The sequence below is a fragment of the Leeuwenhoekiella parthenopeia genome (genome assembly GCF_020782115.1).
GTDB classification, from domain to species: domain Bacteria; phylum Bacteroidota; class Bacteroidia; order Flavobacteriales; family Flavobacteriaceae; genus Leeuwenhoekiella; species Leeuwenhoekiella parthenopeia.
The window spans coordinates 1-25,939 of record NZ_JAJGMW010000026.1 but is presented as its reverse complement, the minus strand read 5'-3'; the positions used below and the strand labels follow the sequence as shown (position 1 = coordinate 25,939).

The following is a 25,939-nucleotide window of genomic DNA, read 5'->3' as shown; positions in this document are numbered from 1 at the left end:
TGTTACTGAAAAGGGTTCTCGATAAACCGATCTTGGCCTCAGGCCTCGTCCGGCACTCGAACTGACAGTTCTCGATAAAGCGATCTTGGCCTTAGGCCTCGTCCGGCACTCGAACTGACAGTTCTCGATACATTTGCTTTCGGCGTTTGGCCTCCATCAAATACTCGAACTGACAGTTCTCGATACATTTGCTTACGGCTTAAGGCCTCAATAAAAGGTTTGCTTCAGATGGGCGGGAGGTGTTTAGATTAATTAGAGGCCTATTTGAAATGTAAAATCAGGGTACGCGATGCAATCGCGCAGGAACAGTGGCAGGAGGCAAGTTGCAGGTAGGAGGTGAGAAGTAGGAATTAAGAGGTAAGAAATCGGTTTAAAGTTCAGCGTGTGGAGTCGGGTTCAAGGTTTAAAGTTGAAAATTCAAAATTTAAAATAACTCTTCATTCAGCATTCTGCATTCGCATTCAAAATTATCGAAGCCACAGCAAATGTGTTGATTGCAAGCAAGCAGAACAGCTAAAGAACAGGAAAGCTCTAGCGGAGAAGTGCCCTTAAATTAAGGGTAAAGCGATGGTGATTTGAGTTCCTTTATTCGGCTGGGAACTGATTTCAAGATCTCCTCCCAGATCTTCAATCAATTCGCGTACGAACAGTAAGCCCATTCCAAAACCATTTGTATCTGAGCTTTGCAGGCGATCCCGGAAATCGGTCATGCTTATTGCTTCTATTTGCGCGGATGTCATTCCTACACCGGTATCTTCCACGCGTATGTTGATTTTTTCATCGATAGGTTTGAGTCCGGTCAAACTTAAATGCACGCTTACCCGGCCTCCGTTATGGGTAAATTTAATAGCGTTAGAAACCAGGTTACCGATTAAAGGCAGAAGGTTTTTGCCGGTAAATTCACGTTTCAGGCTGTCATACGTTACTTCAAAATCAATCTGTTTGGCTTCAGCCTGAGGTTTATACAGATTGCGTAATTTGGTGCCTAAACTTTCAAAGGTAAATACCGATTTGCTCTTATTGAACTCGTCCTCAATCAGCAATTCATTCAGAATTTCATCTGTTAAGGAAAGAACCGATTCGGCACTGGAGGCAATAAGATTGATAACCTGTACCAATTCTCTACGGGGAGAATCTTCAAGATCTGTAAGCTGCACTAACTGAGATATACCGCTTAGCGGACTGCGTACATCGTGTGCGAGCTGTCTTTTGAGTTTACGCTCTTTTAATACCGCATCCTGTGCTTGCTTCAATTCAAAGCGGAGTTCGAGCTGTTTTACGATTTGTCTGGCTATAAGGTGCAAATGTTTAATCTGAAGGTCATCCAGATCTTCTATAGATTTACCGGCCACACACAGAGCCCCTATCGCGATGTTATCATCAAATTTAAGCGGGATACCGTAGTAGAGTTTATAGCCCTCATCAACCACATAGGTGCTGTTCTCGAATCTGGGATCCCGGGGCAACTGAATCATCAAAGCCTTTTCTTCTTCGATGGTATAGTTGCAGATTGCTTCCTCGCGGGGTTTCTGGCAAAAACCACCCAGAGTGCTGGCAACGGTCCACTGGGTGAAGTTGTCTATGAAATTTACTTCAGACAATTCGGTGCCGGCAATTTGAGCAGCCAGTTTACTAAGGGGAGTCAATTCTTCCTTTAGTTCCTGATAGTCCAAATCCAATTCGGCCAGTTTTTTTACGCGACGGAAATCTTTGGGGTTCAAAGCATTTTATTTGGGGATTCAAAGTTACAAAAGGCTAAGGTGAAGTTGCTCTTAAGAATCCCCTAAAATAAGGAGCCGGAAATGCGTATTCTCTTAAATTTTTAAGGTTTAATACGAATACTGAATAGTTCTTTTTGAATACCACTTCCTATATTTAAAATTCCATCTCTATAAGTCACAGAAAAATCTTCAGACGTAGTGCCCTCCAGATTGACTTCTTTGTCGTTTAACCAAAGTTTTTGGGGTTTATGATCGAGGTGAAGGAGGTAGCGATAGGTTCGGTTCTCCAGCTTATAAGCCTGTTTTAATTCTTTTTTGGTCAACCGGATGTGCTCCTCGTCTGCGGTAAGGCTGAACGCAGTGGTACTCAGTCTGCCTTTCTGATAGTCCAGGCTTTTACCGTCGTCGTCATAAAGCAAGAGCGTACTTTCAGTTCCCGGATAGATGTTCAATAGGATTTCCTGCGGAGTTTTGGCATCTAAGGTCTGTACCAGCTTTTGGGTGGGTATCATAGCGCCTTCTTTTAGGAAAATAGGGATTTGATCAAGCGGACAAAGCACATTGAGGTACTGCCTGCCGGTATGTTTTGCCCCGGTCCAGTAATTAATCCAGTTGCCCTGCGGCAGGTAAAGGGTTCGGGTTTGTGCTCCTTTGGTCACCACAGGGCAAATCATCATAGCATTCCCTAGCAGGTATTGATCTGTAATGTCGTACACATTAGGATCGTTTTGGTAGTCTAAAACCAGCGCGCGCATCATGGGTTTGCCGGTCAGGTGGTTTTCATACATGGTGCTGTAGAGGTAGGGGGCAAGTTCATACCGCAGCTCATCGTATTTTCTAAAGTTGGCCAAAGCTTCCTCACCATAGGCCCAGGGCTCTTTATAATTGGGGTGTTCCATCCCAAAGAGGTGGGCGATGGGACTGAGGAGGCCAAACTGCGTCCAGCGGATGTACAACTCGGGATCTGCCACGTGCTCAAAACCACCCATACAATGCGCCCAATTGCTTACCCCCGAAAGGCCGATGTTTAAGCCTGCCTTAATCACGGGTTCAAAATACTGCCATTCGCTGGGCCAGTCGCCTGCAAAAATAAAGGGATAGCGCTGTATACCGGCATAACCCTCACGGGTATGATTCATACCCCGCATACCATTATATTCCTGAAACTTTTCATAGGGTGCTTTGGCATAGGCCAAAGGAAAGAGGTTGTGCAGGCGCTTGATTTCGGGCCCTTGCGGACCGGTTTTATTGCTTTCATTAGCCTTTCGGCCAAAGGCACTGCCTTCATCGGTTTTAAAAAACATGGCTCCGGTATCGGCCAGGCGTTTTGCCCCGTTTTGCCACCACCAGTCTACGGCTTTCGTATCAAAGAAGTTTACAAATTCTCCCGTATTATTGGGCTCCGGATAGACAAAGCCGGCTTTCCGGGCCTGATCGAGCAGGTTTAACGTATTGCCGTTATCAAAGCGGGGCCGTACGTGCACCCCCACCATACTCAGGCCTTCGGCATACAGGCTGTCGAACATCGCTTCCGGATTCTCAAAAGTTTCCCGCCATTCAAAGGTTGTGGCACCGCTGCCGCCATTTTTACCAAAGATACGCCAGGTAGAATCCAGGTGGAGGATGTCTATAGGAATATGCAGTTCCCTGAATTTACGAACCAAATCAACCGGGTAGTGGTCTGAGGTTTTTTCTTCGTGTCCCCAGGTGCCGCCGCTGTAAGTACCTACGTGCAGGCCCAAAGCCGCTCTGGGAAGAAGCGGAGCCTTTCCAGTTATACTGGTATAGCGGTCTAAGATTGCTTCAAAATCAGGCCCATATATGAAGTAGTAATCGAGTTCGCCACCTTCGGCTTCAAAGCTATAGGTTTCGTTGCTGCTATGTCCTAAATTCCAGGTTGAGGTAAAAGAGGTGTGAAAAAATATCCCGTAACCCCGTGTACTCATTATAAATGGAACGGGACTGTAGTTGGCTTCCAAAACATTATAGGCACCAATGATGTGCGGTAAACCTTCACCGCGGCCAACCGTTAATGTGGTTTTCTTTCCCCTTCGGTCTAAAAAGTCCATACGCTCTCCCAGGCCGAAGAAATGCTCATCGGGGAAAAGTTGTTTCTGCACCCCTACGTGTTGATTGTCTCTATAATTTCCGGCGGAAGCATCGGCATTCAACAGCCTGCCTTCCGAATCAAAAATACTGATCTGAACCGGTTGTTTTGTAATTGCTACTTTCAGTTTTTCGGTCTGCAAGATGAGCTGCTCCTCTGAGTCAGTCAGGGTATAGGAGGTTGCCGGCCAATCGTAGTTGACCACCATATAGGGTTCGTCTGCCTCAAAGATTCCATCCCAGGAGTTTCTGATGCGGAGCAGGGCATCTGAACAGATTTCGATACGCAAATGGGCATTATCTGTTTTGATCTGAATGTAGCTTTCGTTTTGATTTTCAATTTCCTGAAAATTGCCGAGACCGGTTTGGGCGTTTGTTTTAAAAGCGGTAAAGACGATAAATAAGCCGAGTAAAATGCGCATTGTTATGGGTTTTGATTAAAACAGAACCGATCAGACCCTGTAAAAGATCTGACCGGATTCTTATTAAAAGATATGGATTTCTAAATCATTTGAATTTAGTAACCGGGGTTTTGCCATTCGGCTCTTGCTTCAGCAGAGAGATTAGAACCGTCTTCATTTAATAAACCATCTATAAAGGATTGTGGTATAGGTCGCAATTCGTGCTTGTTAGCCGTTATATTGGTTGCCTGCGGGTTAAAGGCACGAGCTCTTTGAATAAGTGTTCCTGTGCGTGAAAGCGTCTCCCACCGCTGCCATTCTCCCAATAATTCGCGTGTGCGTTCATTCAAGATAAAATGTAAGGCACGCTCATACGTTCCCGAAACTCCAAGAGCAGTGAGTACAGCCTCGTCTTCATCCGGAAGATTTTCGGGAAAGGAGCTTAGACTCAGATCAGATGCAGCAGTGGTAACCTCAAGGTCTGGATTAGACAAATAGTAGGTATTCATGTTTAAGTTAGAATTGATATAGTTTGTTGCTGCAGTTCCCGTATTGAGACTGTTATTTTCAAAAGCAACTGACCCGTCTACATAATACGAACGGTTTTCCCCATTTTTCCAGGCTGCCCGAGCCCTTACCGTGTTTAGGTCATTCATGGCATTGCCATATTGTTGTAAACGCACGTAGCATTCGGCACGTACCAGATAGGTTTCCGCAAGTCGGGCCATGGTTACATCACGGTGCGCATCTCCTCTTTCTGCGAAACGGGAACCATCGTCGGTTTTATTAATACCGGCAAAAAAGTTTGAAACCGGTGTGCTCTTAAAGTTGGGGGAAACATATTCGCCGTTCTGATAAAGCACTAGTGAGTTTGGTACAAATTGACCGGGGTTTGATGTTAAAGAACCTGATGTTGCGGTCTGACGCATTCCCAGTTGCCATTCGGGTAACCTGCCATTAACATCCCTCCAGTCTGGATTTTGAATATTTGCACCGAAAGTAAATCCATTATAAGTATCATCGTCTTTGGTATTCAAGATCATTACAATACCGGGGTCTCCCACTTCTACATCAACATTAGTATTAATCACATTGTTTACACCATAAACCGTTTTAAAGGTTTTCCACATGCGGGAGTCATTTACGTGATCAAAAACGGCGTAGGTATATTCTGTAGGACGCAGGCGTTGGAAGTCCATACTGCCAATCCATACTCCGCGTCTTACCCAACCTCCGGAAAAATTTGAAAATTGAGGTGTGAAATAGGAGTAGGTGCGGTTACCAAAACGGCCTACTGTAGAAGCATCTCCGTTGTGTGGTGCAGCCATTAAAATTTCATCTAACTGCTCTGCCTCACTGTCAATACCTGTCCAGTTTGCGTAAAGATCCCTGTAGTTATCTGTCAAAGCACCTCGTGCCTGAATAGCGTATGAGGCAACATCGATAGCCTCCTGCAGGTCTTCCTGGATATAGGAAGCATTCCAAGCCTCATTGCGTTCTGATGCTCTGAAGAGCAGCGCCTTAGCCAGGAAATGGGCTGCTGTAGCTTTGGTCCAGGTAGCTCCCTTTCCGTAGGTGTAAATTTCACCTTCAAAGTAATTGTAGGCTTCTCTAAAATCTGTAATAACCTGTTCCCAGGTTTCTTCATCTGTTGCACGCTCAAAATTACGAACGACACCCGATACCGGTTCGAGTTGTAATACCACTCCTCCGTATTGAGCTGCCAGTCTGTAATAGTTATATCCTCTTAAGAAATGGGCGTGTGCTAAACATCTGTTCCGTGTGGTCTCATCAGTAATAACATCGGCATTTGCAATGATGGTGTTTGCCGAAGCAATACCGTAATACATTTGGTCCCACAGGGCTGCAGGAGAAGTAGCATTTCCGTTTGCCGCACCCGTTTCACGCGTAGCACCTACGGGACCCAAACGGTTGTCATAGGTATTCCACATTTCATTGGTTAAATCATTTGCATTGGTAAACTCATCGGTACCGTAAAGCGTCATAGCATAAGCCCATTCAAATCCAAAATGCCAGCGGATATTTCCATATAAAGAAACTGTTAGGTCCTCGAGGCCCTGAGCTGTTTCAAAATATTCTGTGGAGTATTGATTTGTTAATTCCTCGTCAAGAAAATCATCTTTGCAGGAAACCAGGCCCAGTGCTAAAATCGTGCAAACGAGAATCTTAGATTTTATTAAATAGCTATTTATTTTCATCATTTCTATTTTTTAAATTTTAATTTCGATTAAAGCCCAATGTCTAATCCTACTGCAAAACTTCTGTCAAAGATTGTAGCGTTGGTGTCAAAATCATACCAGGCGGCTCCCTGATAAATACTTCCCGGATTGACTGCCTGCACATATACTCTGAGATTTTTAAATCCGAGTTGTTCACTTTGTTCCTGCGAAAAATTGTAACCGAGAGAAATGTTTCGGATTTTTATGAAACCTGCGTCCCGTATTCCCAGCAAACCCGAAAATTCATCCTGAGAACCTGATGTCGCCTGCCCCAGTATGGGTTTTTGAAACTCTGCGTCTGTATTATCAGGTGTCCAGTAATCTATTTCCCGTTGATTGGATCTTGCTGTCATCGCTTCCCCACCAATATTTGCCTTATAATTGAGGCGTGAAATAATGAGGGTACTTAACTCAAATCCTTTCCAGGAGAATGAGTTGTTCCAACCTAATGTCCATCTCGGTACCGTATTGCCTAAAATCACCCGATCATCTGCATTCATCACATAATCTCCATTTTGATCTTCGGGGCGCACATTACCGGGAGAAAAATCATAGCCGTTCTCATTCCAAAGCGCTATTTCGGCAAGATCTTCAGGAGTGTTCTGCCAAATACCGCGATTACCGTAGCCGTAAATTACTCCGATAGATTCTCCTATGAACCAATTGTTGTCTACCATGTCATTTTCGCCGTAAGCCAGTTCGTCAATTTCATCACGCTGCCAGGCAGCATTTAGATCTGAAGACCATTGAAATCCTTGCTCTGTTTCTACGGGTATTAAATTAAGAGAAGCTTCAAAACCCCGGTTGTTTGTTCTCCCTATGTTGGCAATAGTAGAAGGGAAGCCCGTTAGCGTTGGAATATTCACAGACATTAGTAAATCTGAGGTGTAGGATTTATAAACGTTGAAACTTCCGGAAATTCTGTTTTTTAAAATACCAAAGTCAATACCCAGATTGTATTGTGTGGTTTTCTCCCAGCCCAGATTGGGGTTTGCCAGTGATAATTGAGACCGTGAATAGTAGGGTTCGTTTGTGGTATATCCTATTTGATTGGCTAAACCGTTAAAGGGCAGGAATATGGATATGATATCCCCTTTTGTAGCGTAAGGATCTACTGCTGAGTTACCAGTTGTACCGTAACCCAATCTTAATTTCAGACTGTTTACCCAGCTTACATTAGCCAGGAAATCTTCCTGATCAAGTCTCCAGGCCAGTGCGGCAGAAGAAAAGAAATCCCATTTATTTCCTTCTCCTAATTGAGAGGCACCATCCCATCGTCCTGAAACAGTAAGCAGGTATTTACTGTTGAAACCATAGTTTAATCGTACCATATAGGAGCTCAGCTGTCGCTCATTAAGATTAGAACCAATACTTACATTATTTTCGGGATTGTTTATATCAATAGCTCCAAAATTATTCCACAGCATAGAAGGTTTGGGGATATTGTTTGCAGATATTCCCGAACTTTCGATGTTCCAGGAAGAAGCAGTTTGTAACAGGGTTAGATCAATATTGTGCTTTTCACCAATAGACGTGGCATAATTGATTTGGTTATCAAGCGTCCACGATAAGTCACGACGGTTATTTAAGCGGGCAAAATTAGTTCCCAGAGAACCATCTGAATTGATTCTTAGAGAAGAACTCCCGTCAATATACACTCCTTCCCGGAAATGTCTGAAGTCGGGTCCAAAGCGTATTAAGTACTCGAGCCCTTTTAGCGGTTCATAAATCTCACCAATATCGAATGTGGCGCTAAGACTTCCCAGTCCACGTGCCGTTTGAGATAGTTGGGTGCTTCTGTTCCATTCATCGATAATGGTGAAAATCGTGTTTTCACCTCCCGGATTTATAATAATATCTCCGTTTTCATCATAGGGTACCGCAATATTGTAAATACTTTTAGCTGCCCCATAAATCGCGTTTGGAGATGAGCCGCTGCGCGCGCCCAATGTAGAAAAGCCAAAATCCTGTTCGCTCCAGGAAAGATTGAAATTTGCATCCAATCTAAACCAGTCTGTGGGCTTTAGGGTAGCACTTAAATTTGCAGTATAGCGCTCATAAAACTGGCCCTTTTGGGTTCCTTCATTGTTTAGGTATCCTATAGAACCGTAGGCGCTTACTTTTTCTGTACCTCCACTAGCACTCAATGTGTGCTCTGTTAAAATCCCGGTTTGGGTAACAAAATCTGTCCAGTCTGTATTACGAACTCGTGATGCATCGAAAGATCCATTCTCCCATCCCTGTAACACATTATCTCTTGAAGTCTGACCATCCAGAGGGCTGTCAAAAATATTGGTGTCATTTTCTAAGGTAGGGGAATTGGGATTGGCGTAAGTATCTGGATCCAAATTAAAAGCCGCCCATCTTCTAAATTCAATAAAGTCTGCAGCGCTCATAGCCGGAGCCCTATCTACTATGTTTGATGTGGTAACTGTACCAGAATAATTCAATGAGAATCTTCCTACTTTACCCTTTTTGGTAGTAACAATTATAACCCCGTTAGCACCTCGAGAACCGTAAACAGCTGTTGCTGAGGCGTCTTTAAGCACGTTAATAGATTCAATATCCCTTGGGTTTATGGTTTCTATAGACGAGGCGGAAAGAAGTGGAACTCCATCAACCACATAAAGCGGAGCATTACTTGCTGTAAGCGATCTATTACCGCGAATGCGTACGGAGCCTACTGTACCCGGTCTTTCACTACTGGTTATGTCAACCCCTGCTGCTTTACCCTGTAATGCCTGAAATACATTACTCACAGGCTGAGTGAGTAACTCATCTGAGCTTACAGTAGCTACGGCACCGGTAAGATCCGATTTTTTCTGGGTACCATAACCCACCACTACAACCGCATCCAGTTCGGCACTGTCCTCCTGCATAGTGATCGGGTAGCTTGAAGCTTCTCCAATAGTTTGCGAAATCGATTTCATTCCCAGAAATGAAAAAAGAAGTACATCACCCTCGTCGGCTGCTATAGTGTACTGTCCGTCAAAATCGGTTTGAGTACCGCGTTGAGTACCCTGAACCAATACATTTACTCCCGGAAGTGGCATACCCTGAGGGTCTGTAACCGTACCGGTAATGGTCTTTTGTTGTGCCCAAATCCCGGTGCTCACGAGAAAGCAGCCCAGAATGATAAGCCATTTTTTGTTTAGTTGTATCATAATTGGTTTTTGGATTGAGAGCGCGTAGGGAAACGCCATTTATTTTTGAAAATTATACAAAATCTATTGTGAGGGTATCCTGTACTTACCGTGCTGTACTGTCCTGCTTCTTTTTTTTGGTTTACTGAGCTCTTCACAGGACGGCACAGGATAGCTTTTTTGCAGGTTCAGCCTATTTTTAACCGAACTTCGTAACCGTCTTTGGTATAACTATACGTAATTAACTCCATGCCTTTTCCGTTCAAATACCTGTTTTTTTTAGTCTTTTGTTGCAGTGTGTTTTCATGCAAACCTCAGGAACAGGTAGAGCCGGTGACCAGCTCCCCGGATCTTTGGCCCAATGTTGAACAAACTACAAAGCCCTGGACGCGCTGGTGGTGGATGGGCAGTGCTGTTGACAAACCCAATATCAAAGAACACCTCATCGCTTTTCAAAAAGCCGGACTGGGAGGTGTGGAAATCACCCCTATTTATGGGGCTAAAGGAGCAGAAGATCGGTTCTTAGCGCATCTTTCGCCCCAGTGGCTGGAGATGCTTGATTATACGTTGATTACTGCAGACAGTCTGGGACTGGGGGTTGACATGGTTCTGGGAACCGGCTGGCCCTATGGCGGCCCGCAGGTAGAACAGGAGTATGCGGCTACCAAACTGATTGTGCAGCGTTACGAACTCAAAAAAGGAGAGGCTTTTAATGCTGAACTACAGCCTGATGCGAACGAAAAGCAGCCCGCCACACTAACCGCCTTGTTGGCCTATGATTCCGACGAAAACTTTAAAGATTTAACGGCTGAGGTACGTGATGGAAAACTGAACTGGACGCCGCAGGATAGGGATTATACACTCTATGCCCTCTTTACCGGAAAAACCGGGCAGCAGGTAAAACGCTCGGCGCCGGGTGGAGCAGGTTTTACCCTTGATCATTATTCACAGGAAGCTTTTGAAGATTACGTGCAGCCGTATGAGACAGCATTCGCTAAACTAAAAGGCCATCTCCGGGCGATTTTTAATGACAGTTATGAAGTTTATGGCACCGATTTCACTCCGAAATTCTTCGAGTATTTTCAGAAGTATCGCGGCTATGATCTCAAACCCCATATAAATCTATTATTGAGTGATACCGATAACGATTTAGGAAACCGGGTTAAAAGCGATTACCGCGAGACCTTGTCTGACCTTTTGTTGAATCGTTTCGACGAGCCCTGGACAGATTGGGCAAACCGTCACGGTTTTAAAACCAAACTACAGGCCCATGGTTCGCCGGGTAATCTGATTGATTTGTATGCTTCGGCAGCTATACCCGAGTGTGAGACTTTTGGCTCTATGCCTTATGATATCACCGGATTTAGACGCGAGGCTGAAAATATTCGTACCGGAGATGCAGATCCCGTGATGCTTAAATTTTCGTCTTCGGCAGGACATATCGCAGGTAAACCTTTGATTTCTTCCGAAACCTTTACCTGGCTCCGGGAGCATTTTAAAACGGCTTTATCCCAAACCAAGCCCGAAGCCGAAGAATTGCTGCTTAACGGCGTTAACCACATCTTTTTACACGGCTCTACCTATTCGCCGGAAAGCGCCGGCTGGCCGGGCTGGAAGTTTTACGCTTCGGTTAACTTTAGCCCTAAAAATACGATCTGGAATCACGCTCCGGCCCTGTTTTCTTATCTCACCAATGTGCAAAGCGTTTTGCAGGAAGGGAAAGCAGCTAACGAGACTTTGCTTTACTGGCCTGTTTACGATCAGTATAACAGTTTTAAAGACGGGCAGTTGTTTTTTCAGTTTAAAATACATTCGCTTAACGAGTGGTTGCTCGACACGCCGTTTTACGAAACCACAACTACCTTAATGAAAAAGGGCTACGGAGTCGATTTTCTGTCGGATGCGTTTTTGGCAAAAGCCAAAGTGGTAAACGGTAAAATCGAATTACCCGGTGGAAGCTATAAGGCTTTGGTCATTCCCGAAATGCAGTTTATGCCTTTAAAAACCCTGCAAAAGCTGATCGAATTAAAAAAAGAGGGTGCCGCTATTATTTTTACCGGTCTGCCGGAAAGCGTTCCGGGATTTTTTGAATACGAGCAGCAAACCGAAGCGCTCCACAAACTGATTACCCAAAGCAAACTTGTTGTGACCGATCTGGAACCGGCGCTTCAGGCCGCTGAGGTATATCCCGAGACTTTGGTGGAAAGCGGACTGAAATTCATTCGCCGTTCAAACGGAAATTCTAAAACCTACTATCTGGTTAATCATACGGCCGCTGCGATAGACGATTTTATTCCGCTTAATGAAACCACAACCGATGTGGTGATCCTCGATCCGCTTACGCGAAAGCAGGGTAACGCCGAGACCCGTCTTGAAAATGGAAAAACCCGGGTGCGTCTGCAGATCGCTTCAGGGGATGCCCTGATCCTCAAAACCCGGAAGCGCGTTGAAGCTGATTGGGAGTATGCAATCCCGGCAGGTAACGGAGTTGTTCTTGATACAGGATGGAAGCTAAACTTTGATGCAGGTGGCCCCGTGCTTCCCGAAGCCGCACAGCTTGATGCACTTGTTTCCTGGACTCAACTCGGAACAGATGCTGAAAATTTTTCGGGTACTGCTACCTATACCTTGAACTTTGACACACCCGAAACTCCTGCAGATGCCTGGATGCTCAATCTGGGCGATGTGCGCGAAAGTGCGGCAGTCTGGCTGAATGATGAATATATAGGCACGGCCTGGTCTGTACCGTTTCGGTTGAGGCTTCCTGATTTAAAACCTAAAGGCAACACTCTTAAAATAGCTGTTACCAATCTGGGGGCAAACCGCATCCGGGCCAAGGAACGCCGCGGTGAGGAGTGGAAGAATTTCTATGAAATCAATATGGTGAATAAAGATTACAAAGCCTTTGATGCTTCGGTCTGGGAGCCCACCCCTTCCGGACTTTTAGGCCCCGTAACCCTAATTCCGCTTAACCTGGAAACCAAATAAACGTTCAAAATCAAACTGATGAAAAAATACATACTCCTCGTTTTCGGTGCTCTTTTCAGCATTAATTGTGCTGCGCAGAAACCGGTAGAACGCGATGCGATTCTTGAAAAAATGGAACTGGCCAATGCCTATTTTATGCAGAAATGGCCTGATGTGGGCAAGACCATTATTACCAATAAAGAACGCCCCAGCAACATCTGGACGCGGGGTGTTTACTACGAAGGGCTGATGGCGCTGCACGAGATCTATCCCAAAGCCGAATATTACCGGTATGCTTTAGACTGGGCCAATTTTCACCAATGGGGCTTCCGCAGTGGGAACGAGACCCGCAATGCCGATGACTACGATGCCGCGCAAACCTATATCGATTTGTACATGCTGCAGCCCGATCCTGAAAAATTAAAAAACACGCGTGCCTGTATGCAGAAGTTTTTGGTTACGCCCCAAAACGACGATTGGGACTGGATTGACGCCATACAAATGGGGATGCCGGTTTTTGCCAAAATGGGTGTGCTGGAAGATGACGAACGCTATTTCGAAAAAATGTACCAGATGTATATGGAAAGCCGAAACCGAATAGGAGGTAACGGACTTTTTAATCCGGAAGACGGACTCTGGTGGCGGGATGCAGATTTTGATCCGCCGTACACCGAGCCAAACGGGGAAGATTCGTATTGGAGCCGTGGGAACGGTTGGGTGATTGCCGCTTTGGCCAAAACGCTTTCCATCATTCCTGAAGATGCACCGCATCGGGAGCAGTATGTTGAAGATTTACAGGCTATGGCCGAAGCCCTTGCCAAAGTGCAGCGCAAAGACGGGTTTTGGAATGTGAGTTTGCACGATCCTACCCATTTTGGAGGCAAGGAAACTTCAGGTACAGCCTTATTTGTTTATGGGATCGCCTACGGCATCAATAACGGACTTTTAGACCGTGAGGAATATCTGCCCGTCGTGACCAGGGCCTGGAATGCGATGATTTCAGACAGCCTGCATGAAAACGGATTCCTGGGCTGGTTGCAATCTACCGGAAAAGAGCCTAAGGACGGTCAGCCGCTTTCTTACGAGAAGATTCCCGATTTTGAAGATTATGGTCTGGGTTGTTTTCTTTTAGCTGGTGCTGAAATGTATCGTATTGATTAGTAGCTTTTTGATAAGCACGCGATAGAATCGCGCGAGAACAACGAATAAGCCTTTTAAAAGCCGCGTATTTTCCAGCCTTTATTTAAATTACAGAATGAAATTAAAACACCTAATCTTAATGAGCTTATTTGTAAGCAATGCCCTTATCGCACAACAGCAGGAAGTTGCGCTTTGGGATGAAATACCCGGTCGAATTGCAGATGCAGATTACCGGGAAGAGCAGCAATTGGAAGGAGAAGCGATACGCGGTTATAATAAAGTAAGCGTACCCACTTTGAGCATTTTTAAGCCGGAAGCCGGTAAGGCCAATGGCACGGCCGTAGTCATTTGTCCGGGTGGCGGCTATGGACACTTAGCCATCAACAAGGAAGGCTATAAACTGGCAGCCTGGTTTGCCGGGCAGGGCGTAACCGGAATAGTATTGAAATACCGCTTACCTCACGATCGTGTTATGAAAGACAAAAGTATTGGTCCGCTTCAGGATGCGCAGCGGGCCATTCGATACGTTCGGGAAAACGCTGTACAGTTGGGTATTGATACGGCTAAAGTGGGCATTATGGGTTTTTCAGCCGGAGGGCATTTAGCCGCAACGGCATCTACCCATTATGAGGATGTGGTTTATGAAAACACAGAAGGGGTTTCGGCAAAGCCAAATTTTTCCATTTTAATTTATCCGGTCATCAGTATGCAGGAGGGCATCACGCACCAGGGTTCGCGAGATAATTTGTTGGGCAAAAAACCAACACAGGAAGCGGTTTATAAGTTTAGCGGAGAGTATCAGGTTACGCCGGAAACACCCATGACGTTTTTAGTACACGCTACCGATGACGGTGCAGTACCGGTTGAAAACAGCATTCGGTATTATTCGGCTTTAAAAGATGCGGGTGTGCCGGTAGAATTGCACCTGTATGAAGATGGCGGTCATGGTTTTGGGATGGGCACTTCGGCTACTGCCAATGCCTGGCCGGAAGCTTTAAGTCTGTGGATGAAGAAGCATGGATTGATTGCTGAATAAAAAGCATAGTATTCATTTCGTGCATTTAATAGTCAGTTCGAGCGCCCCCGAATGTTGTCGGGACGAGTCGCCAACCTAATAACACGAACTAATAACCTCTCGACTGCGCTCGAGGGGACAGTCCTTTCGAATGATTATACAATACATAGCCAAAATTTTTATTATGCTCAAAAAACTGCCCGTACTTATCGTATTAATTGCAACTGCATTCACGTCCTGTAAAGCCCAGGAGCCCGCCTATATTTTCACTTATTTTAAAGGCAATGGCGAAGACGGCCTGCACCTGGCTTACAGCACCGATGCGTTAAACTGGAAGGCGCTGAACAATGACGAACCGGTTTTGACTCCCGAAGTAGGCGAGCAAAAGCTGATGCGTGATCCCGCTGTGATTAAAGGCGGAGATGGCAGGTATCATATGGTGTGGACGACCGGATGGACCGAGCGCGGTATTGGCTATGCCTCTTCGGCTGATTTGATTAACTGGTCTGAACAGCAATTGATTCCGGTGATGGAACATGAAGAAACCGCCCGCAACTGCTGGGCACCCGAGATTACCTATGATGCGCAAAAGGACGAATACATGATCTACTGGGCGACAACCATTCCCGGGTTGTATCCCGAAACCCAATCGGAGCTCGATGCCGGGTACAATCATCGCATATATTATACGCTTACCAAGGATTTTAAAGCGTTTACTAAAGCCCGGGTATTGTACGATCCCGGTTTTAATTCGATTGACGCGACCATACAATGGGATGGGGAGCAGTATGTGATGATTCTTAAGGATGAAACCCGTGAGCCTGCCCGTAAAAATTTAAAAGTTGCCACCGCGCAAAACCTTACCGGACCCTATTCTCAAGCCAGCGCACCCATCACCGGAAAGTATTGGGCTGAAGGTCCTACCATCATTCAAAAGGATGAGAATTGGATCGTTTACTTTGATAAATATACCGACCATCAATACGGTGCGGTTCAATCTGCAGACCTTAAGAACTGGACCGATATTTCGGATCAGGTTTCTTTTCCTGATGGGATTAGACATGGTACTGCGATACGAGTTTCTCCTGCAGAGTTGAAGCAGATTCAGGAGGTATTTAGTAATTAAAATCTAATTCCCATTATGCTCCGGTTTTAATTCATCTGGGCTGTCTTTGGTGTATTTGTCAAACTGTTGACGCGAAGGGGTTGTTATCAAATCCTGTATTAAAGCTGCGTCCAGTTGGGTTTGTGGATCGAACTCCGGCGAATTCATATAGGTTTTCAGGCTGTAATACAGTTGGTGCGCGGCGGCGTCCTTATCCGCATTGTTGAGATCAACGCTGAGCATGATCAGCTTGCCGTTGCCTACTTTGGCTTCAAAAGCCATCGCCAGTCTGCGGTTCATAAACCAGGTGTCTATAGGCTGAATCAGCGGTTTGAAATCGGGTGGAAAGTCCTCCAGATGCATCACCTGTTCCTTGTTAACGATGCTCCACCACTGCAGGTCGCTGTGCGAATCGGTAGGGAAGTCCTTAAAAAGCGGATGCTCGGGATCTACCACGAAACCCAGCGTATGCGGCGGCCGCATCTGAAACCAGGAAGTGTTCCAAAAAACCGGGAGGAAGGTCTGTGCCACTTCGGCGCCTTTGACGATTTTACCGGCTGCATTCAATAAAACGCTGCCGCCCTCATCGAGTACTTGTAACGCTTTTTCGTCTAAAACCGTGCACTCATATACGCTGCCTTTTACCTCCGGGAGTGACTCCGGAAATACCCAAAAATCCCAATGATTTTTAAAAAGGCTATCCTGAACAGCAACCCTCAAGGTCAATTTTTGAGCCTCGGTTATTTCGCGAAGCGGAAACTTTACAGAACCCAAAGCGGAAAGTCCATAATCTATCGCACCCGCATCGAAAGTTTCTGTTGCGAGGACTGCGCCATCAAAGTCAGTAATCTGCCAGCTGATGGAATTTTTTAATTGTTCGACACCGTAGTGTGCAATTAGGATATCTGCGGTAAGTGTTTCGGCATTGGTAAATACAAACTTCGGAAACTCGGCTAGCGGTACGGTCTCGCTGCTGAATTCACGCCATTGCTCCGCGCTTACATACGGTTTTGGGTCCCAAAAAGCATCTAAAATCCCTACCAGCGCGGTTCCCTGACCGGAATAATCATTCAGCGAAAGCAATTGATAGCCCGAATAGCCGGGCGTACGCATCGCTTTTTCGATACTGTATTTGTAGGCCAGCACCTGCAATTTTCCCGAAGCCTTAAAAAAGGCATCCGCCTGATCAAGCATATGATGATCGGCCAGATCTTCCTGAAAAAGTTCAAAGTTTTTGGCCTTGTAGGCGCCGGTGTATTTCTTGATTTCGTCAAAATTGGGAAAAACACAATACTGCCCGGTCTCGTGGGAAACGAAAGGCACACTAAAGTTTTTGATGTTGTCGCTAAAATCAGCCGCCGACTGTGGCGCGCGGTTTTTCCAGTCTAGATCGCGGGCACCGCCACGTACCATAAATTCGTTGTTGGGAATCACGGGCCAACTGCCACCCACAGAAGCCCCGGTATACAGGCGGCGCGTGTCTTTTGTTTCCAGTAATCGTTAAAGGCCGTGAGGTATTCCACCTGTTTGCCTCGGGGCTCGTTGCCGTAAGCCATCATCATATACGAGGCATAATTGCCATACTGCTGCATCATACGGTTGGTCTCCTCATAAATATAGCGATCGATGTTGCGGCCCACACCCAGCGCAGTACCGTGATTGGCCCAGCTGGGACCTTCGGGCTGCAGGTACAAGCCCACAAGATCTGCGGCTTTAAAAGCCGCTTCAGGCGGACACCAGGAATGGTAGCGCACGTGGTTGAGTCCGTGGTTTTTAATGATGCTGAAGATACGTTCCCAGGCGGGTACATCCATAGGTGGATAGCCGGTAAGCGGAAAAATCGCATTATCGAGAGTCCCCCTAAGAAAAACAGGTCGGTCATTGATCGTAAAGAATCTTCCTTCCGTTTTGAAGTCCCGAACACCAAATTCAACCTGCTGTTGATCTGTTCCTTTTTTGGACTTTAGGCGGAAATCAGCCAGGTATAAAGCCGGGTCGAATTCATCCCAAAGCTGAACGCTATTACCTAGGTTTGCGGTAATTTGCAGGGTATCGGTTTGCTTGTTTAGACGGAAGGATTGGGTTAGCGGTGCTAATTTTTGTTTTTCAGCCGTGTTGAAGGTTGAAAGCTGAAGGCTTAGCGATACCTTAGAATTACGGACTTCCAGTTGGTTTACAGGAATCTTGAAGGTGACTTCAGCCCGCTCGCGATTTGGATACGCCTGAATGTTGCCCATATAAATGGAAGGAGTTGCGATGAGTTTGAGCTTTCCGATAATACCATTCCAGTTTCCCTGAGTATGATCGGTAAGGCTGTGGGAATCGGGGCCTACATTGATCGCCTTGATGCGGTTGTCTACGCGAATGGTTAACGTGTGTTTGCCGGGTTTAAGTTCGGGAGGCAGTTCGTATTGATGCGGAGCCACCATCGAGTTTTGCATCCCCAGTTTTTGATCATCAAGCCAGACGACGGTTTCGGTATGCGCGCGTTCTAAAAACAGAAAAACGTGCCGGTCTTTCCAGTTTTTGGGAATGTTGATTTCTTTTTGATACCAGGCGGCACCCACGTATTCTTTTTTCGGCGTAAGCCAAAACGGAAATTTTACATCTCCGGGTTGCTGATATTTTTTAAACCGGGGGTTGAAGTAAAACGAACTGTCGTAGATACTGCCCGTCCATTGCGTTTTGATCGTGATGTCGTTGCCTTTATTGTTGGTCAGCATCGAGCCGGGCAGGATGATGTTATCCTTTAGTTTTTTTGAAAACCAGGCTTCAATTTCTCCCTGATCTTCGCGGTCTATCTGAAAATCCCAGGTACCTTCCAGATCAAGCGTATCGCGGGTTTGGGCGAAAGCTGAAACCGATACAGCGAGCAAGAGTAGACTGAGGATGCGCATTTTCATAAGACTGTTTTTATTCGTTGGTTTCTAACTGCACAGGAATCAGTTTGATATTCGGTCTGGGAATGGTTTTCATTCCGTAACCGAAATAGAATCCCAAATGTGGCGGCTGGTTGTAGCCTACATTTTGCCAGGCAATACTCAGGCGGTAGTGCGGATCGTGCATCAGCGTGTACATCCTTAAATCGGTTGGGATCGTGGTGCTGTAGATACGCAGTTCGGTACCGTCATCGCTGGGTAAAATGAGCTCCTCGCGCCAGTCTCCCAGAATATCAGCAGACAGAGACGGAGTTGCTTTGGTACCGTTGACGGAATGAGCGCCTTCTGCTCTGAAAATTCGGCCTTTGCCGTATTTCTCGATGTAATTGCGGTTTAGCAGTTCGCGGGTGCTGTCGCCGTCCCACCAGATTAAAAAGTTGGCTGCACGCGGAGCCGGACCTATTTTAGTTCCTTTAATTTCGTATAAATCCCGGGAGCCCGACCACCACATCTGGGCACCGTAGCGGGTAGAATCTATGGGTGCTGCCACCCCGCGCCCGATATCCTGATTGGGTTCGGCCTCAAACAAAACCTTGCCGTCTTCTGCCGAAAAGAGCACCACGCCGGGGCCTTTGGTGCCTTCTTCGATCTCGTGTACGCCAAAACGCTCTAAACCCGGAACCTCAGGATCCAGATCGCTTACGTGAATGGCATCCCCGTGCCGGAAACCGGTGGTATAGAGGCCGCTGCCATCATCGTCTACGGTCATCGCGCCAAAAATAATTTCGTCTTTGCCATCCTCATCTACATCGGCAACCGAAAGGTTGTGATTTCCCATTCCCGAATACGGATTTTTCCCGTTCTCCGAATCAAAAACCCAGCGGGATTTTAATTCCGTGTTTTTAAAATCGAAAGCAGCCAAAACGATACGCCCGTAATAGCCGCGACCCATCACAATGCTGGGATTTACACCGTCGAGATAGGCCACGCAGGCCGTAAAACGATCTGCCCGGTTACCGGTACGATCATTATGTCCGTTCCCGCCCGCACCGCCCCAGGCACCGATATCTCCACGGGGAGGAATATAGTCTGTTGTGGCGAGGGCTTTCCCGGTTTCTCCGTCAAACACGGTGAGGTATTCGGGGCCTTCTAAAATCTTACCGTAGGTGCGCGAACGCTCATCGGTGTCGCGCCAGTCGGCATCCCGATCACCAATAACGTTTCCCTGTGCATCGGTAGTGCCGTCTGCGGTTTTGCAGACGAATTCGGCTTTGCCGTCACTGTCAAAATCATATACCAAAAACTGCGTGTAATGCGCGCCTTCGCGAATGTTTTTACCCAGACTCAGTTGCCAGAGTAAGGTGCCATCCAGCTTGTAAGCCTGAAAAATGGGAGGATCGGTGAGGCCGCGGTGCGAATTGTCGTGCCCCACGCCGGTCATATGCAAAACAAGCTCATATTCCCCGTCGCCATCCAGATCGCCTACCGAGGCATCGTTAGCCGTATAGCCTTCAATAGGTTGCAGTTTAAGTGAAATATAGTTTTTATCGGTTGCTGCTGCTTTTAGGGTATAGGAGCCGGGCTCTGGCTGTTCGTTTCCGTCGCTAACCGAAGTGACATACCAGGTGTTTTCTTTAGACAAATCTGCTGTGGTATCGGTAAAGAAGGAAGGATCTGTAGCCGAACCTTCTTTTACAAGCAGGGGAGCGGCATCTCCGGTTTTCCGGTAGAGGTTGAAGACTATGTTTTCCGGATCGGTACCCAGAATACGCCAGCTCACCGCAACCGAACCTTCCTTTAGCGGGATCGCCACTAAGCCGCGGTCCAGGTTTTCCATCAGGCGCTGGGCTGTGCAGCTTTGCAGGCCTAATACCGAAATCAGAAGGATAAGCAGGTAGCTGTGTTTCAAAGTTTCTTTGGTTTTAGGGAGGTGTACAGCGAATCTGAAAAGCGAATTCCCGGTGAATTTTCGATCTTCAGCGTAGAACCGTCAACGATATCCAGACTCACGTTTTCAACAGTCCAGTTTGTGCTGTGTGTGATTTGCCCGGCTTCCGCTGCCTGAATGTGTACGTCTTTTAGGGTGATGTTTTCCACCAGGGACTGTTCCATCCCACTCACATTAATGGCGCGTTGAGCTCCTTTCACATCAATATCATAAAGCGAAATGTTTTTAAAGGTAGGAATGCCTTTTTCAGGAGGATCTACCTCCATCAATAAGGTTTTCCAGCGTTGCGGGATGCTGTCGTAATCGTAGCCTTCGGGCAGTTTGGAATAGCTGTAGGAGGGATTCCAGTTCATCGAAACCTCCATAAAGGTACGTACGCTGTCCATTTTGATGTTTTGCATACGTATGTCTTCAACGGTGCCGCCGCGGTTGGTAGCCGATTTGATGTTGAGTCCGTTTTTGGTACCCAGACCTTTGATGTTGGAAACAAAGACGTGCCTGATGCCGCCGCTGGTCTCGCTGCCCAGCGTACACAGACCAGATCCTGCGCGGGCGATGCAATCGCGTATAACCACATACTCGGTGGGGCGGTTTACACGCAGGCCGTCCCAGTCCCGGCCGGCTTTAAGGCAAAAGTTGTCGTCGTTGCAGTCGATATCGCAATTTTGAACCAAAATGTAGGTTGACGAATCGATATCAATACCGTCTGTACTGGGGCCGTGGCCGCCAATGTTATTTTGTATGGTGAGTCCGTCAACGGTGACATGGCTGGAGTACAGCACCTGCACCGTCCAGAAACCGGCACGCTGAATGTTGAGGTCTTTAAGCAGGGTGTTTTCCGAATTTTGAATGAGCAGGGTACGCGGGCGTTTGGCATCATAATCTACAATCCAACGCAGGCCTTTGGGTTCGTACTCTTTTCTAAGGTTCCAGTAGTAATCCCAATAAACCTTTCCCTGACCGTCAACGAGTCCGTCGCCGTTTATGGTTACATTTTTTTGATCGAGTACATTGATGAGTGCTGCGGGCCATTGCATCTCGATCCCGGCTATGCGGGTGTCGATTTCGGGATAATCTGCGATGTCTTCGCTGCCCAGGAGGGTCACCCCTTCGGGAATGTTAAGGCGTACGTTTTCTTTGACAAAGATTGAACCGCTGAGGTATTTACCCGGTTTAAACGTTACCGTCCCGCCGCCATTTTCGGCAGCCGCGTCAATGGCTTTTTGAATGGCGGTGGTGGCTAACGCACTACCGTCTGCGATGGCATCGTAGTCGTTAACGTAAAATACATCCGGTTTAAAGGTGATGGTATCGGCACCTACTTTGTCAATCCATTCGGGTTGAAAGGCGGCCGGTTCTGCGATGGCCTGATCGCCGTCTGAGTTGGTGTTTTTACAGGCGGTTAGACTTAAAAAAACAAAGGATAAAACAGATACGATTGATTTCATTGCAAGGATCTACTGGTATGCGAATCAAGTTCCTGATTTTAGCAGGATAAGGCATCCTGTTCTTACCTGATGGGTAAGATGAAAGAACTAGTTTTCTTTAAATTAAATGTAGTGTTCTGATTTTTGCTGGAATAGTAAGCAAAGTCTTAGCAATCAAAAATGGTCAATTGATGGAATTCTAATGATGAATGCTCAGTTTTATAAAGTGACCTCTTAGGTTGAAATAAGTATTTTTTATATTATGTTTTGTTCTTTTTTGCATCGCCCACCCTTCGACTGCGCTCAGGGCAGGTAAAAGAACCAAAAAAGTCTAGGCTTAAGAAACGATCTCTAAATTTATCATTCGGCTTCTAAATTTTCTGAACTCCCCTGCGGGTCAAACAGCAGAAAATTTTACGAAGCACTCATTTCAAATTTTACGAGATCTTTTCTATATGCCGATTTTATCATTCTGGAAACAAATACCATTTCCTTAATCTTTCAGGTTTGATAAGTATAGTCTCTATAAAATGTTCTGTTCATTTTCTTTAGCTCGCTGTCGCTTATAGGTTTTGGAGCTCGTGAACCTCCTATCGTCGGTTTGCTTGTCCAAAGAAACCCTTCGGCTATCGCTCAGTGCAGGCTCGCCAAAAGAAAAGACAACCTCGCTCAGGAATTTTTCGCCATCCGGGCGAAAACCACTTTGTCAGCTCCGCGTCGCTATCGCTGCTGTCCTTCGGAGCTACCTACAGCTATTCTGAACCGAGGGAGGACTAAAGAATTGTATTCTTAGTTCTAATCTTAGAAATGACCTGCAAGAGGGTATCGTTAAATTTGATGTGCATGTAAGGTTGCAGGCTTTAAGAGCCCGAGTTCGTTTAACTGCCGGTAATCAGCTGTTCAAACGCCGCATACTCCAGTTGAATGATTGAAGATTCAGAATCTTGAAACTCCTGAGCAAACGCATTATAGTCGTCGTTGTTAGTTAAAACAATCCCATTGCGATGCGCCTTGAGCGTGGAGAAAAACTTCACTTCAAACCACACCTTATCGAGAACCTCCTGTTCTTTGGCCGTTAACTCATTCGTTCCATAAAGGATAAAGTTCATTTGCTTACGAGCTGCATTTTTAATTTCGCTAGCTGCGTTATAATCGGTGGGCATATTACGTAAGGCCCCTACCATATAAAGTATTTTACCGTAAGACACTTTTTCAACATATTCATTCCCGTATTTCAGTTCAAAAAGGGAAGGGTCCTGTTCCATTTCTTCAGTTAGGGACAAGCGCTCCTGATAGGGCGGGAGGAAGCTGTTGCGACCCTCTATATATTGGTAACTTAAAGTAAGAACCTGATCTTCGGTAACGGGATACTGTTCTATTATCGATTGGTAAAGTTCTGAGTTGACCGCAAATTTTGTGGCAAAAGTGGTGTTAGGAGCATAAAATTCGTAAAAGTTACGATAGGCTGGTACGCCTTCTATAGGATCTGCATTGATTTGCCAAATAGCATCTTGAGCGAACGATTCAATAAGCTTACTATAATTGCCTTCAGGATTAGTAAAGGGGTTAGCCAGTGGGACCTGATTGTTGGTTAGTATCGAGGCACCAATATTTTCGGTGTACGGATACACTTCTTCTAAAAGGGTTGCTCCGTCTTTTTTAATAATAACGGTTCGGGTTCCTTCGGCTTTATCGTATACCGTTGAACTTGTTGCGTTAGCATCGGCTCTTGTAAATTCTACAGATGTAAGGTCGCCATCTTCGTACTGATAAACTGATACACCCTTCCCGGTGTACACCTTTTTCTCTGATGCCAGTCCATCCTTATAGGTTGTCTCAAACCATAGATCACCTTCAGGGGTGTAATATTTAGACCAAAGGGGCTTATTGTCTTCACTGCGGCTCACTTCCATATACAAATGCTGCTGTGGAAAGCTCGAATAGATTTTAGCAGCTTTGAGATACCCGTTCTCATAATATTCAAATTGCTCATAGGGATTTTCCAGATTGTCTACACGCTTGGCCTCTTTGATCCAGCCATTGGGATACTTGCTGCTTATTTGGAAATACGCATCAGACTCAATAGAATAGTCGGTTTGAGAAAGATTATCATCTTCCTGGCAGGAAAACAACAAAACTGTAATTGCAAGAAGTACTGATCGAAAAATGAAATTATTCATAAGCTAAGGAGGTGCGTTTTAGAAAATATAGAAAAGCGTTTAGTGTAGGTTGGTTTGTGACCAGAATCGTTAAGAACAGTAAAGCTACGCTTACCGGTTTTGGACTCAATAGGATCAAAAAAATACAACCTGTTGAGCCTTTTTCAAAGGTATCAATTACAATGCCAATGAATGTAATGAAAATGTAAAGGCAGTTTTATTTTTTACTCGGTAATCGAGATTTAAATGCGCTGAGGCCTGTATTAGGGTAGTTTACGGGAGTCCTTTGTTGTAAAACGGACGCGTCAATAAACTGAACCTGATTGCTTTATAAAGCCGGATGCCCGGCAGGAAAATAAGGAAGGCCTTCGGGCGTATTGGAAAAGATATTTTTATTTTTGGGGTTCAGCAAAATTTATGATTAGAATTCTATTCTTATGCTGCCTTTGCCTGGTTTCAGGTGTAGGCTTTGCCCAATTGGTGAATATCGAATCCAAACGTATGCAGACCGACTCGTTGCGGTTTGCACTTAATGGGGATTTCTCGTTAAACCATACCAATAACGATGGCAAACAGGTCACCCAAATAGATATCGCCCTGACTACCCAGTTAAAGTCTAAAGATCTCCGGAAGCTCTATTTCCTGATCGGAAATTACCGGCTAATCGATTCTGGAGCGGAAAATCTGCAGAACGCCTGGTTTCTTCACGGAAGATTTAATTATAAGTTTGAGGGAATGCAATGGTTACGATTGGAAAGCTTTATACAGGGGCAATATAACCAGCTGCTGGTGGTCGAACAGCGCAACCTGATTGGGGCAGGTCTTCGGGTTAAATGGATGGACAGGGATCGTTTTACCGGCTATGCGGGCAACAGTTATCTGTACGAGGTTGAGTTTAGCGAACGCGCAGGCACGACCAATTACAATCACCGGAACAGCACCTACCTCACGGTGTCGTATGCTACCAAATCATCTAAATTTTCTGTAGCAAACACGGTCTATTATCAACCCCTGTATCGGGAACTGGGCGACTACCGGATTCTGGAGCAGTTTCGGCTGGACATTCCCCTGGCGGAGTGGTTTAAAGTTTTTACGGCGTACAATTACTATTTTGACAGTAAAACCCCGTTGAATACCCGGGAATATACCTCCAACCTAAACATTGGAATAGGCATCAGTTTATGATTTTTGAAGTGCACCCTATTAGCCAGGTAATACGGGTTGTGCGTTCACGTCCTGAGTAAAATCGGGGCGGTTTCCTATGCTGTTCTTGCCTGAAAGACGATTTACTTTATAAATTCTTCAAAGTAATCTCCGAGTGCTATTGAAGTGTTTTTCTATTTTGATAAGGTTATATCGATCTTACCAAGATCGGGTAATCTCAGCAAAAGATAATTTAATTTCTTTCTATAAAAATTATCATTTTTTCAAGTTTTTTCTATCAAAAGAGTAATGCTAATCGGTCCGGTTTGACCATTGATTTTTAGTATTTTTTATTTTGAACTTATGATAATTGTAAATCCCTATATCTTCCAACAATTCCCGTTTAAACAGGTTCTTGTGTAAGCTTCCCCTAAAACCGAACTGTTTAGAAGTATAATAATTCTTAATTTTAAACAGTATGAGACGCAGTAAATTCACACCTACACAGATTGCAAAAATTTTAAAGGAGTTCGACAACGGTAAGA

The 25,939-nt window shown here is 45.6% G+C and carries 14 protein-coding genes; 5 read left to right on the top strand and 9 right to left on the bottom strand.

All coding sequences use genetic code 11. The annotated features are described in order from the left end of the window. Positions 1-548: 548 nt before the first annotated feature. From LLW17_RS15975 to LLW17_RS15960, 4 genes are all read right to left on the bottom strand, one after another. Positions 549-1,721, bottom strand: coding sequence for a sensor histidine kinase (locus LLW17_RS15975; RefSeq protein ID WP_228231293.1), 1,173 nt, complete (start codon positions 1,719-1,721; stop codon positions 549-551). Between the two features lie 101 nt (positions 1,722-1,822). Continuing rightward, the gene (locus tag LLW17_RS15970; RefSeq protein ID WP_228231292.1) at positions 1,823-4,249 is read right to left on the bottom strand and encodes a glycoside hydrolase family 31 protein; all 2,427 of its coding nucleotides are present in this window, start codon (positions 4,247-4,249) and stop codon (positions 1,823-1,825) included. A gap of 95 nt (positions 4,250-4,344) precedes the next feature. Continuing rightward, positions 4,345-6,450 carry a RagB/SusD family nutrient uptake outer membrane protein gene (locus LLW17_RS15965; protein WP_228231291.1) on the bottom strand — a complete coding sequence of 702 codons (2,106 nt, stop codon included), beginning with the start codon at positions 6,448-6,450 and terminating at the stop codon, positions 4,345-4,347. 26 nt (positions 6,451-6,476) lie between these two features. Continuing rightward, complete coding sequence (locus LLW17_RS15960; RefSeq protein WP_228231290.1) at positions 6,477-9,632, bottom strand: SusC/RagA family TonB-linked outer membrane protein; 3,156 nt, start codon at positions 9,630-9,632, stop codon at positions 6,477-6,479. 276 nt (positions 9,633-9,908) lie between these two features. Here LLW17_RS15960 and LLW17_RS15955 point away from each other — a divergent pair, with 276 nt between their 5' ends. The 4 genes from LLW17_RS15955 (at position 9,909) to LLW17_RS15940 (ending at position 15,859) form a co-directional block, all read left to right on the top strand. Then, positions 9,909-12,599: a glycosyl hydrolase gene (locus tag LLW17_RS15955; RefSeq protein WP_228231289.1), complete on the top strand. Its 2,691-nt coding sequence runs from the start codon at positions 9,909-9,911 to the stop codon at positions 12,597-12,599. A gap of 18 nt (positions 12,600-12,617) precedes the next feature. Beyond that, on the top strand, positions 12,618-13,739 hold the full coding sequence (locus LLW17_RS15950) for a glycoside hydrolase family 88/105 protein (protein WP_228231288.1): 1,122 nt from the start codon (positions 12,618-12,620) through the stop codon (positions 13,737-13,739). 118 nt (positions 13,740-13,857) lie between these two features. Continuing rightward, entirely contained in the window at positions 13,858-14,754 is an 897-nt protein-coding gene (locus tag LLW17_RS15945; protein WP_228231287.1) for an alpha/beta hydrolase, read from the top strand. A gap of 163 nt (positions 14,755-14,917) precedes the next feature. Continuing rightward, positions 14,918-15,859, top strand: a complete 942-nt coding sequence (locus tag LLW17_RS15940; protein ID WP_228231286.1) for a glycoside hydrolase family 43 protein — start codon at positions 14,918-14,920, stop codon at positions 15,857-15,859. A 3-nt stretch (positions 15,860-15,862) separates the two neighbouring features. Here the strand turns inward: LLW17_RS15940 and LLW17_RS15935 are convergent, their stop codons facing one another. The 5 genes from LLW17_RS15935 to LLW17_RS15915 all read right to left on the bottom strand — a co-directional run bounded on the left by LLW17_RS15935 (position 15,863) and on the right by LLW17_RS15915 (position 24,272). Then, entirely contained in the window at positions 15,863-17,290 is a 1,428-nt protein-coding gene (locus LLW17_RS15935; RefSeq protein ID WP_228231285.1) for a DUF8487 domain-containing protein, read from the bottom strand. Then, positions 17,269-18,741 carry a sugar-binding domain-containing protein gene (locus tag LLW17_RS15930; protein ID WP_228231284.1) on the bottom strand — a complete coding sequence of 491 codons (1,473 nt, stop codon included), beginning with the start codon at positions 18,739-18,741 and terminating at the stop codon, positions 17,269-17,271. The genes LLW17_RS15935 and LLW17_RS15930 overlap by 22 nt, the downstream gene beginning before the upstream one ends. A 10-nt stretch (positions 18,742-18,751) precedes the next feature. After that, positions 18,752-20,626: a rhamnogalacturonan lyase gene (locus tag LLW17_RS15925; protein WP_350355218.1), complete on the bottom strand. Its 1,875-nt coding sequence runs from the start codon at positions 20,624-20,626 to the stop codon at positions 18,752-18,754. Then, positions 20,623-22,113, bottom strand: coding sequence for a glycoside hydrolase family 28 protein (locus tag LLW17_RS15920; protein WP_228231283.1), 1,491 nt, complete (start codon positions 22,111-22,113; stop codon positions 20,623-20,625). The genes LLW17_RS15925 and LLW17_RS15920 overlap by 4 nt, the downstream gene beginning before the upstream one ends. Positions 22,114-22,970: 857 nt before the next feature. Further along, positions 22,971-24,272: a hypothetical protein gene (locus LLW17_RS15915; protein WP_228231282.1), complete on the bottom strand. Its 1,302-nt coding sequence runs from the start codon at positions 24,270-24,272 to the stop codon at positions 22,971-22,973. Positions 24,273-24,668: 396 nt separating this feature from the next. Here LLW17_RS15915 and LLW17_RS15910 point away from each other — a divergent pair, with 396 nt between their 5' ends. Further along, on the top strand, positions 24,669-25,436 hold the full coding sequence (locus LLW17_RS15910; RefSeq protein ID WP_228231281.1) for a DUF481 domain-containing protein: 768 nt from the start codon (positions 24,669-24,671) through the stop codon (positions 25,434-25,436). Positions 25,437-25,939: the final 503 nt, after the last annotated feature.